12 protein-coding genes are annotated in these 15,765 nt (G+C 68.1%); 4 read left to right on the top strand and 8 right to left on the bottom strand.

The window, feature by feature from the left end; genetic code table 11:
- Positions 1 to 32: 32 nt before the first annotated feature.
- Positions 33 to 248 (bottom strand): hypothetical protein, encoded by a 216-nt coding sequence (locus EV648_RS02495; RefSeq protein WP_132284559.1) that lies wholly within the window; start codon positions 246 to 248, stop codon positions 33 to 35.
- A gap of 165 nt (positions 249 to 413) precedes the next feature.
- Between EV648_RS02495 and EV648_RS02490 the strand changes: the two genes are divergently transcribed.
- The 3 genes from EV648_RS02490 to EV648_RS44900 are packed head-to-tail and all read left to right on the top strand — an operon-like array spanning position 414 to position 5,734.
- A complete protein-coding gene (locus tag EV648_RS02490; protein WP_305000051.1) occupies positions 414 to 1,172 on the top strand; it encodes a response regulator transcription factor in 759 nt (252 codons plus the stop codon).
- Between the two features lie 6 nt (positions 1,173 to 1,178).
- Positions 1,179 to 2,711: a cell wall metabolism sensor histidine kinase WalK gene (locus EV648_RS02485; RefSeq protein WP_132284557.1), complete on the top strand. Its 1,533-nt coding sequence runs from the start codon at positions 1,179 to 1,181 to the stop codon at positions 2,709 to 2,711.
- A gap of 41 nt (positions 2,712 to 2,752) precedes the next feature.
- On the top strand, positions 2,753 to 5,734 hold the full coding sequence (locus EV648_RS44900; RefSeq protein WP_132284555.1) for a LuxR family transcriptional regulator: 2,982 nt from the start codon (positions 2,753 to 2,755) through the stop codon (positions 5,732 to 5,734).
- Between the two features lie 21 nt (positions 5,735 to 5,755).
- Here EV648_RS44900 and EV648_RS02475 read toward each other — a convergent pair whose 3' ends face one another.
- The 7 genes from EV648_RS02475 to EV648_RS02445 form a co-directional block, all read right to left on the bottom strand.
- On the bottom strand, positions 5,756 to 7,570 hold the full coding sequence (locus EV648_RS02475) for a TOMM precursor leader peptide-binding protein (protein ID WP_158293881.1): 1,815 nt from the start codon (positions 7,568 to 7,570) through the stop codon (positions 5,756 to 5,758).
- 149 nt (positions 7,571 to 7,719) lie between these two features.
- Positions 7,720 to 7,962, bottom strand: a complete 243-nt coding sequence (locus EV648_RS02470) for a hypothetical protein (RefSeq protein ID WP_132284551.1) — start codon at positions 7,960 to 7,962, stop codon at positions 7,720 to 7,722.
- A gap of 346 nt (positions 7,963 to 8,308) precedes the next feature.
- The gene (locus tag EV648_RS02465; protein WP_132284549.1) at positions 8,309 to 9,223 is read right to left on the bottom strand and encodes a PmoA family protein; all 915 of its coding nucleotides are present in this window, start codon (positions 9,221 to 9,223) and stop codon (positions 8,309 to 8,311) included.
- The gene (locus tag EV648_RS02460) at positions 9,224 to 10,378 is read right to left on the bottom strand and encodes a Gfo/Idh/MocA family protein (protein WP_241994827.1); all 1,155 of its coding nucleotides are present in this window, start codon (positions 10,376 to 10,378) and stop codon (positions 9,224 to 9,226) included. It lies immediately after the preceding gene.
- A 25-nt stretch (positions 10,379 to 10,403) separates the two neighbouring features.
- On the bottom strand, positions 10,404 to 11,732 hold the full coding sequence (locus tag EV648_RS02455) for an ABC transporter substrate-binding protein (protein ID WP_132284545.1): 1,329 nt from the start codon (positions 11,730 to 11,732) through the stop codon (positions 10,404 to 10,406).
- Positions 11,733 to 11,777: 45 nt separating this feature from the next.
- Positions 11,778 to 12,656 carry a carbohydrate ABC transporter permease gene (locus EV648_RS02450; protein ID WP_132284543.1) on the bottom strand — a complete coding sequence of 293 codons (879 nt, stop codon included), beginning with the start codon at positions 12,654 to 12,656 and terminating at the stop codon, positions 11,778 to 11,780.
- Positions 12,646 to 13,605, bottom strand: a complete 960-nt coding sequence (locus EV648_RS02445) for a carbohydrate ABC transporter permease (protein ID WP_132284541.1) — start codon at positions 13,603 to 13,605, stop codon at positions 12,646 to 12,648. The genes EV648_RS02450 and EV648_RS02445 overlap by 11 nt, the downstream gene beginning before the upstream one ends.
- 206 nt (positions 13,606 to 13,811) lie before the next feature.
- Here EV648_RS02445 and EV648_RS02440 point away from each other — a divergent pair, with 206 nt between their 5' ends.
- A complete protein-coding gene (locus tag EV648_RS02440; RefSeq protein WP_132284539.1) occupies positions 13,812 to 15,590 on the top strand; it encodes a hypothetical protein in 1,779 nt (592 codons plus the stop codon).
- The last annotated feature ends 175 nt before the right edge of the window (positions 15,591 to 15,765 follow it).

Raw genomic sequence — 15,765 nt, 5'->3', positions numbered from 1 at the left:
ACGTCACGACACCGGGGCTTCGGCCGCGGTGGTCATGCCGACCACCTGACCGTCGGCGTCGCGACGGAGTACCAGTCCGGCGCGGTGCCGTAGGCGTCGTACGGCATCGTGCCTGGCCATTGAGGGTCGGCGGCGGTCGTTCCTGAGAGTCGGGCCGGGGCGCTTGCGGCCGGGACGATGGTTGCGAAGGACAGGACCATGGTCGCGGCCGTGAGGGCGGCGATCCGGCGAGTGGGGTGGATGTTCATCGTGTTGCCTCCTGGGTCAGGACGTCTGGTCGACGTTCTGAACCCTGCTGGCGCAAGCTGTGTCCGACCTGTGTGTCAGCCACCAGTCAGATGAGAGAAGGCATTCACAGCGTTCCCACGGGAATCGCCCAGGAAGTGCCAGGCATCGGCCCGCAAGCTGATGACATGACCACGCAGATCCTGCCCGCGACCAGCCCGCTGCCTACTCCGATGGCCGGTCTGCTGACCCGCGCCGACGGCAGCCTGCCGCGGGTCCTCGTCGTGGACGACGAGGTGAACATCGCCGAACTGCTCACGATGGCGCTGCGCTACGAGGGCTGGGAGATCAGCGTCGCCCACACCGGCGCGCAGGCGGTCGCGCTCGCCAAGGAGACCCGCCCCGACGCGCTGGTGCTCGACGTGATGCTGCCGGACTTCGACGGCCTCGAAGTGATGCGGCGGATCCGGCAGGTGCTGCCGGAGGTGCCGATCGTGTTCCTGACTGCCCGCGACGCAGTCGAGGACCGGGTGACCGGGCTGACCGCGGGCGGCGACGACTACGTGACCAAGCCGTTCAGCCTCGAAGAACTCGTGGCCCGGTTGCGATTGCAGCTACGCCGTACTGCGGTCGCCGGCCGGGCCGGCTCATGGCTCAGGGTAGGGGACCTCACGCTCGACGAGGACAGCCGCGAGGTGTTCCGGGGTGGTGCGGAGATTCCGTTGACGGCGACGGAGTTCGAGCTGCTGCGGTACCTGATGCGCAACCCGCGCCGGGTGCTGAGCAAGGCGCAGATCCTCGACCGGGTCTGGAACTACGACTTCGGCGGGCAGGCGAACGTGGTCGAGCTCTACATCTCCTACCTGCGCAAGAAGATCGATGCCGGTCGTGCGCCGATGATCCACACCCTGCGACGGGCCGGCTATGTCCTCAAGCCGGCGAGCTGACCTCTCATGCTCGGCCGGGTAGTCCGCCGCCTTCAGCTACGCTGGTGGTTTCCGACCTCGCTGACCGCGCGGGTCGCGGCGGCCGTCGTACTGCTGGTGGCCGTGGTCAGTGTGCTGATCAGCGGGTTGACCACAGCCGCGATCAGCTCGTACCTGACCAGGCAGCTGGACACGAAGGTCGCCGCATCCCACGGCCGGGCCGTCGGAGCGTTGACCAAGGGCGTGGCTCAGCAGTCCAAGCCACCACCCGACATCGAGAACGCGCACGGCCAGGACGCCGGCACGGTGACCGTGTACCGCACCGATTTGGGTGCCAACGGCAACGTCATCACCGCCGACGGTGAGCTGAACCCGCTGTCGGAGCAGGCCCTTGGTGTGCTCGGGACTATCCCGGCCGCTGCCGAGAGCGAGACCGTCGAGCTGCCCGGCCTGGGCCAGTACCGGATCCAGGCGTCGCGGCTCGGCGACACCTTGATCGTCACCGGCCTGCCCACCAAGGAGGTCGACGACACACTCGCGAGCCTGCTCGTCTGGGAGGCGTCCCTGTCGACGCTCGGCGTACTCGCCGCCGGCGGCGTGGCCGTCCTCGTCGTACGGCGTCAACTCCGGCCGCTGCGGGACGTCGCCCAAACGGCCCGGGAGGTATCCGGCATCCCCCTGGCCGCCGGCGAGATCGGCATGACCGCAAGGGTTCCGGAGCACCTGACCGACGAGCGGACCGAGGTCGGCCAGGTCGCGGTCGCGCTGAACACCCTGCTGGGGCACATGGAAGAGGCGCTGGATGCCAGACATCGCAGCGAGCTCCAGGTACGCCAGTTCGTCGCCGACGCCTCCCACGAACTGCGCACCCCGCTGACCACGATCCACGGGTACGCCGAGCTGAGTCTGCGCAGACCCGATCCCGAACAGCTGACTCATGCCATGGGGAAGGTCCTGGTGGAGGCGACCCGGATGACCTCGCTCGTCGAGGACCTCCTGCTGCTGGCCCGCCTCGACGCGGGCCGGCCACTCGAACGCCGCCCGGTGGACCTGACCCGGCTCGCGATGGAGTCCGTGGCCGACGCGATGATCGTCGGTCCCGACCACCGCTGGGCCCTGAGGCTTCCCGAGGACCCGGTCATGGTCGACGGCGACGAGCAACGCCTCCACCAGGTCGTCTCCAACCTCCTGACCAACGCCCGCCGTCACACGCCGCCCGGCACCACCGTGACCGTCACCCTCAGCGCGGACGACTCTCACTTGGCCGTCCTCACCATCCACGACAACGGCCCCGGTATCCCGGAAACCCTCCAACGCACCGTCTTCAAACGCTTCAGCCGCAGCGACATCTCCCGCACCCGAGATTCCGGCGGCTCCGGCCTGGGCCTCTCCCTGGCCCAGTCCATCACCGAAGCCCACGGCGGCGCCCTCACCGTCACCTCCCGGTCCGGCAATACTTCTTTCACTCTCGCCCTCCCCCGGACCAGGCCGCCCGCGTCCTCCTCTGACCGACATTTTCTGCCGGAGATGGACACTGCGCCGGGACTGAGTTCCCCTTAATATCCAGGACTTCCCGGCGAAAGAGGCGCAGACTGTGACCTGTGGGAGGGGCAACTATCGCCCGCACGCCCGGTCTAGCCGGTCGGATCGAGGAACTGGGGGCCCTGCGAACGGCAGCCCAGCGAGCCGGCACAGGACGACCGTGTGCAGTCCTGGTACACGGCGAAGCAGGCGTGGGCAAGACCCGCCTGGCCGCCACCCTGTGCGACGAACTGACCCCCGAAGGTGTCACCGTCCTCTGGGGCCGCTGCGTCCGCTTCGGTTCGGTGGACTCGCCGTACGTCCCGCTGATCAGTGCCTTGGAGGGTTGGGTTGAGTCCGCCGACCCCGACGACCTGGCGCAGGTGCTGGCTGCTGTTCCCGCTGCCGGTGATCTGCTCCCGTCCCTGGGTGCCCACGTCCCCGGCAGCCCCGTTCGGCTGCTGGCGGTCGCCGATGCCTTGGTGATGGCCATCGCCACTCGACGGCCGACGGTCCTGGTTGTCGATGATGTGCAGTGGGCCGACCTGGCCTCACGCGATGCACTCGCCTACCTGGTGGCCGGATTCAGGAGCCAGCGGCTGGCGATCCTCGTGACCTTCCGGGACGAGGAGCTCGGGCCAGGACATCCGATGCACGGCTGGCTGGCCGATCTGAGGCGCCTGCCGGCTGTGACCGACCTTCGACTGCACAGGCTCACCCGGGATGAGACCGAGCAGCAGCTGTCGATGCTGCTCGGCGGATCTCCGCAGCTCGGGCTGCTGGACGACGTCGTCCAGCGATCCGACGGCAACCCCTACCTCAGCGAGCTGCTGGTGCACGGCCTCTCTGTTTTCGACGAGCGGCTCCCGGCCGACCTGCCGGACGAGCTGTCCGGTGCGTTGCTCGCGGCATGGCACCGCCTCTCCCCAGTCCCGCGAGAAGTGATGCGCATCCTGGCTGTCGCAGGGCGACCGACCTCGATCGAAGCGCTGACCGAGGTCGGTGCGGGACGCGGCATCGGACCGGAGGCCCTGACCTCGGCGCTGGCCGAGGCAACGAACACAGGCATCAGCGTGGCGCACGGGACCGAGCTCTGCTGGTTCCGCCATCCGCTGCTCGCCGAGGTGCTGTACGCGACGTTCGTCCCGGGCGAGGCGGCACCTGTTCACGCCGTGTGGGCGAAGGCGCTCGAGTCCCGCTCGGCGGTGGGGCTCAACGAGCTACGCCGACTGGGAGATCTGGCTCTCCACTACGAGGGTGCACACGATCTGCCGTCCTGTCTCGACGCCTCACTGCGTGCGGCGGACTTCGCGAAGCACCTCAGGTCGCCCCGTGAGGAAGCGATGCATCTCCTCCGGGCGTCGAAGTACTGGGGGCTGGTCCATGACGGTGACCACTCCGTCGCCGCGGAGATCGACCTTCTCGAGCGCGTCGCGCGAGCCAACGACCTGTTCGGGGACCCGGAGGCGGGCTTCCAGGCATGGACCCGTCTCTGCGAGCTCGTCGACGAGCACGCCGACCCGCTGCGGGCGAGCAGGTTGGTGCGTCGATGGGCCGACTCTGCGTGGGTGACGGGAAGAGGAGCCGGACTGCCCGTGGTCGAGGGCAAGCATGCGGTCGAGCTGAGCCGGCCGTTCCCGGACAGCGAGGAGTACGCCGAGGCGCTGGCCGTTCTCAGTTGGCGCGAGGCGTGGAACAACGAACTCGAACCGGCCCGAGCGGACGCCGAGGAAGCGGTCCGGGCTGCCGAACACGCCCGGTCCACCGAGGCTCTCAGCCTTGCGTACTCATCCCGGGCCAACGCCTTCCAACGCGACGCGCGATCCGACCAGGACACGGACAGGGCCGTCCGTTGGGCCGGGCTGACGGATGATCCTGTGCTGATCTGGCGAACCCTGGTAGCCAGGATGAACTATCTGGTCCAGCGCGGCCGGGTCACCGAGTGCGCTGCGCTGGGGGCCGAGTTCCTTCCGTTCGCCCTGCACCGCGGTCTGATTCCGATAGCGGCCTTCGCAGCGGGCGTCCTGGCCCACGATCTGCTGACGCTCGGCCGTCTGCCAGAGTGCGAGCAGGCAATCCGCGAAGGCCTCTCACTCCCTGCGGCGCCTGCCGCCAGCGCGATGGTTCGGTTCGGTGCGACCGTCTTGTCGGTCCGACGGGGCGATCTGCAAGCGGCGCACCTGCACATGCGGCGAGCCAAGGAGCTGGTGCCGGGCGCGGAGCAGATCGTGGGAATCTTCGCGTCCGCCACACTGGCCGAGTACCTGGTCGCCACGGGACAGGCGGGGCAGGCGCTCGACCTCTTGTCCCGAACGCTGGTCGTCCAGCTCGCCGATCCCCGCGATGCCGACGAGATGCTGATGTGGGGCGCGCGGGCAGCCGCGGACCTCGCCGAGTCCGCGCGGGACCGGCGCGACGATGAGCAGGTCAGGAGGGTCCTGGCGACCTTCGAGGATTTCGTCGCCCTGCGCGAAAGCATGCCCCCGGCACCCTTCGACGTCCTGGTGGAGGACGATCTGGTCCAGCCGGCGATGAAGGCCATGTTCGTCGCGGAGAGCACACGCTGCAAGGCAGAAACCCCGACTTCGTCGCTCTGGCAGGAAGTCGTCGACCGATGCGACGCGGCCGGCCTGGAAGGCGAGAAGGCCTCTGCTTCGTGGCGCTTGGCCCAAGCCCTGCTCAACGAGGGAGCAGCTCGCGCCACTGTCGCCGCACCGCTGAGATCGGCGCACAGCTACGCCGCCGAAATGGGCGCGATCCCCTTGCAGCAGCAGGTGGAGACTCTGGCCGGCCTCAGCAGGATCCCGCTCCGGGAACCGGTAGCGCTGGCAGAGACGGACAGTTCCGGGCCTTGGGTTTCACTGACGAAGCGGGAGCGGGAGGTGCTGTCCCACCTCGTGGCCGGCCGCACCTACCCCGAGATCGCCGCAGCCCTGTTCATCAGCGAGAAGACCGTCAGCACGCACGTGTCGAACTTGCTCCACAAGACCGGTACCTCGTCACGCCAGGAGGTGTCCGCGCTGGCCCTCAGACTCGGCCAGTCAGCGGCTGATCAGCCTTGAGTCGGTTGCCGGTCCGCCCTTTCACGCCAGGGGGTGCGGATCGAGGTTCAGTTCGTCCAGCAGAGCCGGCCGTTGGCGCAGGCCGATGCGACTGGGCATCTCCAGCAGTCGCCTGCCGCCGAGCCGAGCGCCCTTCGCTCCGAACCAGATCGGCACGAACCCCGGAACCAGACCACGGACCACGCTCACCCCGAGCCCGGCGACATCCCGTGGTGTGACGTCGACTGCCAGGACGTCCGGTGCCACCTCGGCCAAGGACCGCGTCAAGACCTCCAACTCGTTGCCTGCGGCATCCGATTGCGGTGTGAGGTCCGGCCATGGTTCGAGGCGAGCCTCCCGGAGGAAACGCATCCGGGCGGCAGCCGCCGCCGGCGCGGCATACACCAGGTCGTGGTCTTCGAGGGACAGGGCCTCGGCCGGCGCAGCGGACAGTTCGTCCAGTCGGGCCCGCACGTCCGAGTAGGCGAGGCGGGTCTGGAGGGCCGACCGGGCCTGACCGACCTCGAGTACGGCGGACCGCGCGGCGGCGAGCGGGTCGAGTGCGGCCCCGAGTCCGATCGTCGCCGCAGGCAGCCGATCGGACCACGCGATCGCGAGGACCACAGCCGCCACAGTGTCGGTTGGCAGCAGGTGGACCATGAGCTCGACACCCCGGTCGGCATACGACGCCGCCAACCCGCGGATCTGCTCGTCCGGCACCTGGGCTGCCGCCACCCGCCGTCCGGGCAGCCGGTGCGACCAAGCGATCATGAACGCGTCCCTCTCGATCACCTCCAGTAGCGCCCGCGCGGTCGCACAGCTCCGATCCGGACCGGCCGCGAACCCGCTCGAGGTCGGCTGGAACAGCGCAGCGCCGGGCGGCGGATGGTAGTTCAGATGCGTTGCCAGCAGGGGAATCCAGACCTTCGTGCCGTTCACCAGAGACTGGGCAGGCACCCACTCGAGCTGAGACTCCGGTTGCCAGCGGTGGAACGGCAGAGTGTCGTACTGCCAGTCGGCGAACAGCACCAGGTCCTGCGGGTGCAGTCCTGGGCCATCCAACCCGTCATAGGTCGAGCTGATCCTTTGCCGGGGTTGCCACGTCATCGCGGCGTAGCGTTCCAGGGCCTCACCGAGTGCGCCGTCGCGGGCCTCCTGCTCGGTCCATGCCTTGCCTTCACAGACCGCGAAGCTGTATTCGTCAGTGCTGAAGCGAGCGTTCGCCAACTGGGCACGAACGACGTACGGCAACTCCGGCTCTTGGACGTGTGCGGGAATCAGGTCGAGCGCGCGAATCATCCCGCAGACAGGATCCACGGTGCGACGGGCGATGCCGTCGAAGTCTGTGACGGCGATGCCGGACCCACCTCGCTCCGGGCTCGCTTCGAGTGGTCGGCGCCCGTGACCGGAGCAGGCTGGGCAGTCAGGGCGTGCGAGCAGAGGGTGCAGCACCTGGGATTCCGTCCGCCCGTCCACTGTGAGCACAGCACCACTCAGCCGCGGCTGCGAACTTCTCGTCCTCAATGCGAGAAGCTCGGCCACCAAGAATTCGGCGATCATCGGCACCAGCGCCGGCGAGACCGGACCGTCTGCCACCGGAGGCCGTTTGGCGGCGAGCTCCTCCTCCAGTGCCATCGCGTCGGCGAAGTCGTCCGCACAGGCAAGTGCGCGCATTCGCCAGCACAGGTAGCAGGCTCCGTCTGCCGGAAGTACCAGCGGACCAATGGTGGCGTCCGTGCCGCTCAGCTCGACGTGCAGCGTCGGCACGGCGGACTGGAGCCCCATCGCATTGAGCCAGTGATGCAGTACCGGCAGGGTGCCGTCGCCCAGCGCGACGACGGCACTCGCATCCCGCACCAACTCCGATAGATCTTCACGATGCCGCGGGTAGGTCGCGCTGACCACCCGGTCCGGGGGTAAGCCTGCTGCACCAAGGGCCGCGGAAACCGCCGCGATCAGTGCGGTATGGCCGAGGAGAACGAACGCACTCCCCTGCCTCGACAGGATCATTCCAGGACGAGCTTCCCCATTCGTGCTACAGGATTGCTGGCCGCTTCAGCTACAGGAGCGCTGACTGCATCAGACGAGCCGTCACCGATCTCGATCGTCAAGGTGACCTTGATACCGGCTGCAGTGTGAACTTGCACGCCCGGCGCCCCGAGCGTCACGGGAGGCGCCACGCACTGGCGTCCCATCAGCGTGACATCGCGCGGCACCTTCGTTCGACCGGTGACGGCCGGCGAATTCATCCCTCCGCCACCCGGCATTCCGCCGCCCTGTCTTTGTCCACTGGGCATGGTTCCCCCTTCAAACGCTTGACAGCCAGATCATCCAGCTGACACTGACATTTCCGGCAAACCCCCACCGAAGCGGCCGTGATGGCCGTACCTCTTGAGTATCGACCTCGCCGAAGTAGCCGAACAAGGCTTCGGACGGTGAGACAGCAGACGGTCGCGACCGCCATTCACAGAGCAAGCGACGGCGGCCGTGTCTGGTCGCCGCCCACACTCAAGAGTCCGCTGACCCACCGATCAAGGCATCGGGGGAACCCCTCAGATCCGGCGTACGACCCCTTGGATCCTGGAGTCCGCGAGGTCAGCCGGCGGTCAGGGACTTGGTGGCTTGGGCTGCCAGGTGGGTGGCGCGGTCGTTGTCGGAGGCTTCGTCGGCCACCAGTACGGCGTAGCGGAAGCGGAGGGTGGAGGCGGGGGCGAAGGGGAGTTCTTCGCTGAAGAAGGGGGCTGGGCAGACGGCGGCGAAGTCTTCTGAGCGGACGAACCATTCTGGTGGGTGGTTCGCGTTCTCGGCGGCGTCGACGATGATCAGGGTGGAGGCTCGGTCGGTGCTGTCGTGTTTGCCGGAGAAGCCCATCCAGGCGGCTCGCTGGCCGCGGAGCTCGTCGCCGCCGAGGCCGTGCGGCGCGAGGACCGTGCCGCCGGTGAAGGAGCGGGGGCCGCGCCAGAAGAGTCCGCCGTAGCCGGCGTTCGGGCGGCCCGCGGTGGTCGGGCTGCCGATCTGGATCGTGGCGTCCGAGGCGTTCTTCATCGCGGTCTCGTAGACCAGCACCCAGCCATCGTCAGCAAGGCGCACCTCGAGCGTGCGGAGCTCGTCCACCACGTGCGCACCCGCCTGGGTGTGCCAGGACAGGTGGTGCGAGAACCGGACCAGGTCCTCGGACACGTCAAGCGCTTCCACCCGGTCGTGGTCCATCGAACCGTTGTTGTCGAGCTGCTGGTAACCGTGCTCCAGGGAGAACGTCGGTCCGCCCCAGAAGTTCTCGTGGCCGAAGTGCGGCAGCGACCAGGTCATGCCCTTGTGCCAGACGTGGTCGTGCGGCCGGAATACGGAGACGAGATCACCGCCGAGGGTGCGGATCGGGTGCAGGTAGGGCCGCGGGGACTCCAGCTGCGGGTCGGTCGGGCGGTAGACGTAGGTGAACAGCTCGCTGTCACCCGCGGTCACCTGGACGGACTTGCCGACGGCGTGGTTGCAGCCGAGGGTTTGCGTCATCTATCCGAACTCCATCTCTGTGTGTGGTTGTGCCCAGGGGGCGCCGAGTTCACTGAACAAGGCGAGTTCTTCGGCTGCCCGGGTCACCCATTTCTCGACCTCGAGCACGACCGGCCGGCGCTCCGGGCCCTCGCCCTGCCAGCGAACCAGCCCGGCCGGGATCTCCGCCGGCGGATCCGCGATCCGGACCGCCTCCACTAGCCGGGTGAACCCACCCGTCGCGGCGAGCGGCGACAGCAACGGCGTCGCGGGGTCGGCTCGGTGGTCGAGCAGGTTCTCCAGCAGATCGTCCCGCCCGTACTGCGTGACGGTGGTGCGGCCGTCGAGCGTGATCTCCAGCCGGTCCGACGGATACCGCAGTACCGCGCGGCCGGCGGAGCCGTGCACGATCACCATCGGCTCGGCGCCGGGGACTTGCGCGCACAGAGTCAGCGCGGTCAGCACCGTCGTTCCGCTAGTGGTGCGGATCCGCACCGAAGAGGTGTCGTCGGCCTCGATCGGGTTGGCACGGAACAGCTCCGTCTCGACGGAGACGACCTGGTTCGCGCGAGCCGAGCCGTCGATCATCAACGCGGCCGCGGTCGAGTGCGCGAAGGGATTGGTGACCACGCCATCGACCACAGCCACGCCATCGAGCGACCGTCGACCGGCCCAGCGCGCCCGCTGCCAGTACTCCGCGGTCCGCACCCAGGCGCCGACCGCACCGATTCCCCGGAGCTCCCCGAACTGCCCGTCGGCCACCATCGAGGCCAGCGTCCGGGCAGCGTGGGAACCGGCGACCTGGAAGCCGACCTGACAGCTCCCGCCGGTCTCGGCGATCACCGCGGACAGTTGCTCGAACTCCGCCAACGACGCTGTCGGCGGCTTCTCGAGCAGCACGTCCGCACCGGCCCGCAAGGCCAGCTCGGCCAGTGGGACGTGCGTCTGGATCGGTGTGCTGATCACGACGACGTCGACCTCCCGCGCCGCCAGCAACGCCCCCAGATCCGGGAAGTTCTCCACTCCTTCGGGCAACAACCCGTCAGTGGGTGGCCGGGGATCGGCGACCGCGACGAAGCGGACGCGCCCGGCGGCTGCCAGCCGGGCGACGTGCCGCACGTGGGACGCGCCGTGGCCGTGGACACCCGCCACGGCCACTCGCGGCGTACCGGTCACCGCCAATCAGTTGCCTGCAGCAACACTATTTGGTCAGCTCCCCGTTGATCTCGTCGATGAACTGCTGGGCCGCCTGGTCGGGCTTCAGCCGGCCGAACATCACCTCGGTGGTGTAGCGCTGGATGATCTTCTCCACCTGACCACCACCGACCGGCGGCGGCGGTGACGGCTCGCCGAGCTCCTTGGCGATGGTCTGGATGAAGGCCTGCGAGGCGGCGTCGGCCGGCTGCAGCTTGGACGCGACGGCCGCGCGGATCTCGGTGTTCGGCGGCACGCCCCGCTCGGCCAGCAGCAGGTTCCCGGCGGAGGCGTTGTTGGCCAGGAAGCTGACGAACTCGGCCGACTCCTTCGGGTGCTTCGACCGCGCGGAGATCGACCAGAACATCGAGCCCTTGTAGTACGCGCCGTTCTCGGTCGCCTTGCCGGCGACACTCGGCAGCCGGAGCAGCTTCAACTGCTGGCCGGACGCCTTGCTGAGGGCGTTCAACTGGTTGCTCCACGCATACGACATGGCGAGCTTGCCGATCGCCATGCCGGACTGGTCGAGCGGCGCGTTCATGTCCTGCGAGGTGAACTCGGCCGACGGCGTCGCCTTGACCTCCTGCATCTTCAGCAGGTTCGTGTAGAAGTCGGTGACGCCCTGCTTGGTGACGCCGAGCTTGCCGTCCTTGGTGAACAGCGACTCGCCGTGCTGCCGGGCCCACATGTTCAGGCTGGCGTCGTTGGTCCCGTACGCCGCGGTGCCCCAGCCCTTGCCGTTCAGCTTCGCGCTGATCTGCTGGGCGATCTGGGTGTACTGGTCCCAGGTCCAGGTGGTGTCGTCCGGCAGCGGCACGCCCGCGGCCTTGAAGACGGCCGGGTTCGCCACGATCGTGAAGGCGTTGATACCGGCGTTGAGCCCATACAGCCCGCCGTCGAACTCGCCGGCCCCGAGGGTGTCCGGCTCGAACTTGGACGTGTCGAGGCCGTCGGCCTTCTTCAGGTCCAGCAGCGCGCCGCGGTCGGCGTACTCGCGCAGGTACTTCTCGTCCATCTGGATGATGTCGGGCGCGTCGTTGGCGGCGACGGTGGTGGCGAGCTTGTCCCAGTAGCCGGACCACTCGCCGAACTCACCCTTGACCTTGATGTTCGGGTGGTCCTTCTCGAAGGCGTCGATCACCTGCTGGGTGATCTTGTGGCGGGTGTCGGACCCCCACCAGTTGAAGCGGAGGGTGACCTCCCCGTCGGCGGATGCGCCGCCGCCGGAGTCGCCACCGCAGGCACTGGCGGCCAGCAGGGCGCCCGCCATCATGATGGCGGCGAGGGCACGTAACCGCCGGCGCGGCGGTGCGGTAGGACGAGGTAGCAACCGCATGGTGGTGAACCTTTCTGGTGGGGCAGGCCAAATCGGACGGTCGTGTTACTTGATGCCTGTGGTGGCGATGCCCTTGATCAGGAACCGCTGGCCGAACAGGAACGCGAGGAACACCGGCACGAGCGAGACCACCGACATCGCGAACAGCGATCCCCAGGAGGTGCTCGCGGTGACGTCCACGAAGGACCGCAGCGCGACCGGAACGGTGTACATCTTCGGGTCGGTCAGGTAGATCAGCTGGCTGAAGAAGTCGTTCCAGGTCCAGATGAACGTGAAGATCGTGGTGGTCGCCAGCGCGGGCACCATCAGCGGCAGGATCACCCGCAGGAAGATCCCGGCCCGGCCGCAGCCGTCGATCCGGGCCGCCTCGTCCAGCTCGCGCGGGATGCCGCGGATGAACTGCACCATCAAGAAGACGAAGAACGCGTCGGTGGCCAGCAGCTTCGGCACGATCAGCGGCAGGAACGTGTTGATCCAGCCGGCCTGCGAGAACAGGATGTACTGCGGCACGATCACCACGTGGATCGGCAGCATGATGGTGACCAGCATGATCGCGAACCAGAACTTCTTGCCGGTGAACTCCAGCCGGGCGAACGCGTACGCCGCCATCGAGCAGGACACCAGGTTGCCGACGATCGCGCCGAGGACCACCGCGGCCGAGTTCAGCAGGTACCGGGTGAACGGCTCGGTCAGCGCGTTCCAGCCGACCCGGTAGTTGCTGATCTCCAGGTCGCGGACCAGGATGCCCGGCTCGCGGAAGATCTCGTTGCCCGGCCGCAGCGAGCTGACCACCATCCAGATGACGGGGTACAGCATCACCAGGGCAGCGGCGGCGAGGGCGACGTGCGTCAGGGCCGGCCGGATCCGGGCCCAGCTGATCGTCGCGGTCCGGCGGTTCGCCACGCGGATCGTCTCAGTCGTCATAGAACACCCAGTACTTCGAGGCGATGAAGTTCGCCGCGGTGAAGGCTCCGATGATCACGAGCAGGAACCACGCCATCGCGGACGCGTAGCCCATGTCGAAATTGCCGAAGCCACGGTCGTAGAGGTAGAGCGTGAAGAACATCGTCGAGTCGGACGGCCCGCCGGTGCCGCCGGAGACGACGAAGGCCTGGGTGAACGACTGGAACGCGTGAATGATCTGCAGCACCAGGTTGAAGAAGATGATCGGGGTGAGCAGCGGCAGGGTGATGCTCGCGAACCGGCGCATCGGTCCGGCGCCGTCCACCGACGCCGCCTCGTAGTACATCGACGGGATCTGGCGCAGGCCGGCCAGGAAGATCACCATCGGGGCGCCGAAGGTCCAGACGTTCAGCACCACCAGGGTTCCGAGCGCGGTGCTCGGGTCGGAGATCCAGCCCCGGCCGTCGAAGCCGAACGGCGCGAGCACCTGGTTCAGCAGACCCTCGGTGCCGAACACCTGCTTCCACAGGATCGCGACCGCGACGCTCGAGCCGAGCAGTGACGGAAGGTAGAAGACCGAGCGGTAGAACGCCATTCCACGGACACCGCGGTCCAGCACTACCGCCAGCAGCAGAGCCACCGCGAGTTGCAGCGGCACGGACACGAACACATACGTGAAGGTCACCTGCAGCGAATTGTGCAGCCGCTCGTCGGACAGCATCCGGGTGAAGTTCTCCAGCCCGATCCACTCCGGCGCCTGGATCAGGTTGTAATCCGTGAACGCCAGGTAGAGCGACGCGGCCATCGGCCCGACGGTGATCAGGAACAGCCCGAGCAGCCACGGCGTGAGAAACAGGTACGCCGCCAGGTTGTCTTTCTTGTAGACCTTCCCCGCCCCACCGCCCCGGACTGGTTTCTGCCCGGGCGGCTTCTTCCGTCCGAGCGTGCCCAACTCACTCAGCGCGCTCATATTTCTTTCCTCCAGAAAGCCTCAACTGCCAACGGAAAGCGTTTACCCAGGTCGGATAAACTAGTTCAGCGAACCGGTTCAGACAAGGTCTCGCCGACACATCCGGTGACCGATTCCGGACACCTGCGAAGTCTTGACAGGACAAAGTGGCGCAGCAACAGTTCTGGGCATTTGGCAATCGCTTTCCCGTCCCTGCGGAGGCTTCCATGCAGCGTCGAACGTTCCTCGCCGGATCCCTGACCGGCCTGTCCGCTGGGGTGCTGATACCCGGCCAAGCGAGCGCCACGGCCGGTACTCCGGCGGCCGGCACTCCGGCAGCGGCAGCCGTCGACGAGGAGTTCCTGGCATTCCTCACCAAGGCCAACGAGGCGCAGATCCCGCTCGTCCTGAGCAGCTACCAGAACGCCGGCGACAGCGTCCGGACCATTGCCCGGAAAGGCCGCCGGCTGATTTCGGGATATGTCTGGGGTCGTTCCCGCTATCACCACGACAACGCTCTGCTCGACCCGCTCCGGACCTTGTGCGACCGACTGGCGGCGCTGCAGCACGAGGACGGCCTGTACGACGTCGGCAACCTGCACTCGCCGCCCGACAGCGCGTTCGCCATCCAGGACCTCTGCATGATGTGGGCGTTGCTCGACGCTGACGGCCAGGCCGCCACCGAGCCGCACCGGGCGATCCTCGAGACGATCCTCCGCAAGGCAGGTCCCGCGCTGGCCACGGGCGGCGTCCACACGCCCAACCACCGCTGGGAGGTGTCGGCCGCGCTGGCGCGCACCCACCACCTGTTCCCGGACCGCCGGTACGCCGAGCGCATCGACGACTGGCTCGACGAGGGCATCGACGCGAGCCCCGACGGCATCTACAGCGAGCGGAGCGCCACCTACGCCTCCGAGGTCACCAACCCCTGCCTGCTGACGATCGCGTGGCTGCGGGACCGGCCCGAGCTGGTCGGTTTCGTCCGCCGCAACCTCGAGGCCACCCTGTACCTGCTGGAGCCGAACGGCGAGGTGGACACGACCGCCTCCCGCCGGCAGGACCAGACCCGGATCCGCGACGTCTGGTGGTACCTGACCCAGTTCCGCGAGCTGGCTTTGCACGACCGGGACGGCCGGTTCGCGACCGTTGCCAAGGACATCGAACGGCGGGCCACCGGCGAGGTCGGCGACTTCCTCGCGGAGGTACTCGAGCGGCCCGACCTGGCGGCTCAGCTGCCGACGGCGAAGCCCGTCCCGGCCGACTTCGTCCAGACCTACGAGGGCCACGAGCTGGCCCGGATCCGGCGTGGTGACCGGACCGCTACGCTCTTCGGCGGCACGGACTTCCACGACATCCCGGTGATCGCCTCCGGTCTGTCGACGAACCCGACCTTCTTCAAGCTCCGCAAGGGCGCCGCGATCCTGGACTCCGTGCGGTTGTCCCCGCAGTTCTTCAGCACGGGCCACTTCCGCAGCGACGGTCTGCGGCGTACAGGGACGCGGAGCTTCCGGTTGTCGGACGAGGTGAAGGTGCCGTACCACCTGCCGCTGCCGAAGCGGTACCGGCGCAAGGACGGTGCCTACGCCCTCACGCTCGACGGCAGGTTCTACGCCTCGATGGACTTCCCGCACCGGCCGAAGCAGTACCGCACGTTGCGCACCAGCGTCACGGTGACGGAACTCGGCGACGGCTTCGACCTGACCTTCGAGCTGGAGCAGTCCGAGGTGCCGTTCGCGATCGAGCTGTGCTTCCGGCCCGGCGGCTCGCTGACCGGCGTTGTGCCGTTGGAGGGCACCGGCAACTACCAACTTGCCGAGGGCACCGGCGCCTACACGGTCGGCTCCGACCGGATCGAGTTCGGCCCAGGCAACGGCACCACTCGGGTCTCGATGGACCCGGGCGAGCGCTACACCCAGCTCAACGGCAGCCTGGTCCCCGACGGCCTCCGGGTCTACCTGACCGGCAGGGCCCCGACGCCGTACACGCTTCAACTGCGAACCTCCTGATCTCAGCCGACCGTCACCGCGACCGTCGCGGTGGCGGTCGGGTCGATCTGGCTGGTCACCCGTACGACGGCGCTGCCGCGCGTCACCGCATGCGCGACCCCGTTCTGGTCGATCGTCAGGACTCCCGGGGCGCGGCTCCGGCGACGAGGCCGGCGCGGCCGGCCGGGTCGACCTG

This window comes from Kribbella sp. VKM Ac-2568 (assembly GCF_004345365.1).
Lineage (GTDB): Bacteria > Actinomycetota > Actinomycetes > Propionibacteriales > Kribbellaceae > Kribbella > Kribbella orskensis.
Note: the sequence above shows the minus strand (reverse complement) of the source record. Positions and strands in the feature narration are given on the sequence as shown.

Excerpts from the sequence above, each read along its gene's own strand:
- EV648_RS02495 (WP_132284559.1), bottom strand. The coding sequence starts at position 248 with ATGAACATCCACCCCACTCGCCGGATCGCCGCCCTCACGGCCGCGACC.
- EV648_RS02455 (WP_132284545.1), bottom strand. The coding sequence starts at position 11,732 with ATGCGGTTGCTACCTCGTCCTACCGCACCGCCGCGCCGGCGGTTACGT.
- EV648_RS02440 (WP_132284539.1), top strand. The coding sequence starts at position 13,812 with ATGCAGCGTCGAACGTTCCTCGCCGGATCCCTGACCGGCCTGTCCGCT.
- EV648_RS02465 (WP_132284549.1), bottom strand. The coding sequence starts at position 9,223 with ATGACGCAAACCCTCGGCTGCAACCACGCCGTCGGCAAGTCCGTCCAG.
- EV648_RS02445 (WP_132284541.1), bottom strand. The coding sequence starts at position 13,605 with ATGAGCGCGCTGAGTGAGTTGGGCACGCTCGGACGGAAGAAGCCGCCC.
- EV648_RS02490 (WP_305000051.1), top strand. The coding sequence starts at position 414 with ATGACCACGCAGATCCTGCCCGCGACCAGCCCGCTGCCTACTCCGATG.
- EV648_RS02485 (WP_132284557.1), top strand. The coding sequence starts at position 1,179 with ATGCTCGGCCGGGTAGTCCGCCGCCTTCAGCTACGCTGGTGGTTTCCG.
- EV648_RS02450 (WP_132284543.1), bottom strand. The coding sequence starts at position 12,656 with ATGACGACTGAGACGATCCGCGTGGCGAACCGCCGGACCGCGACGATC.
- EV648_RS02470 (WP_132284551.1), bottom strand. The coding sequence starts at position 7,962 with ATGAATTCGCCGGCCGTCACCGGTCGAACGAAGGTGCCGCGCGATGTC.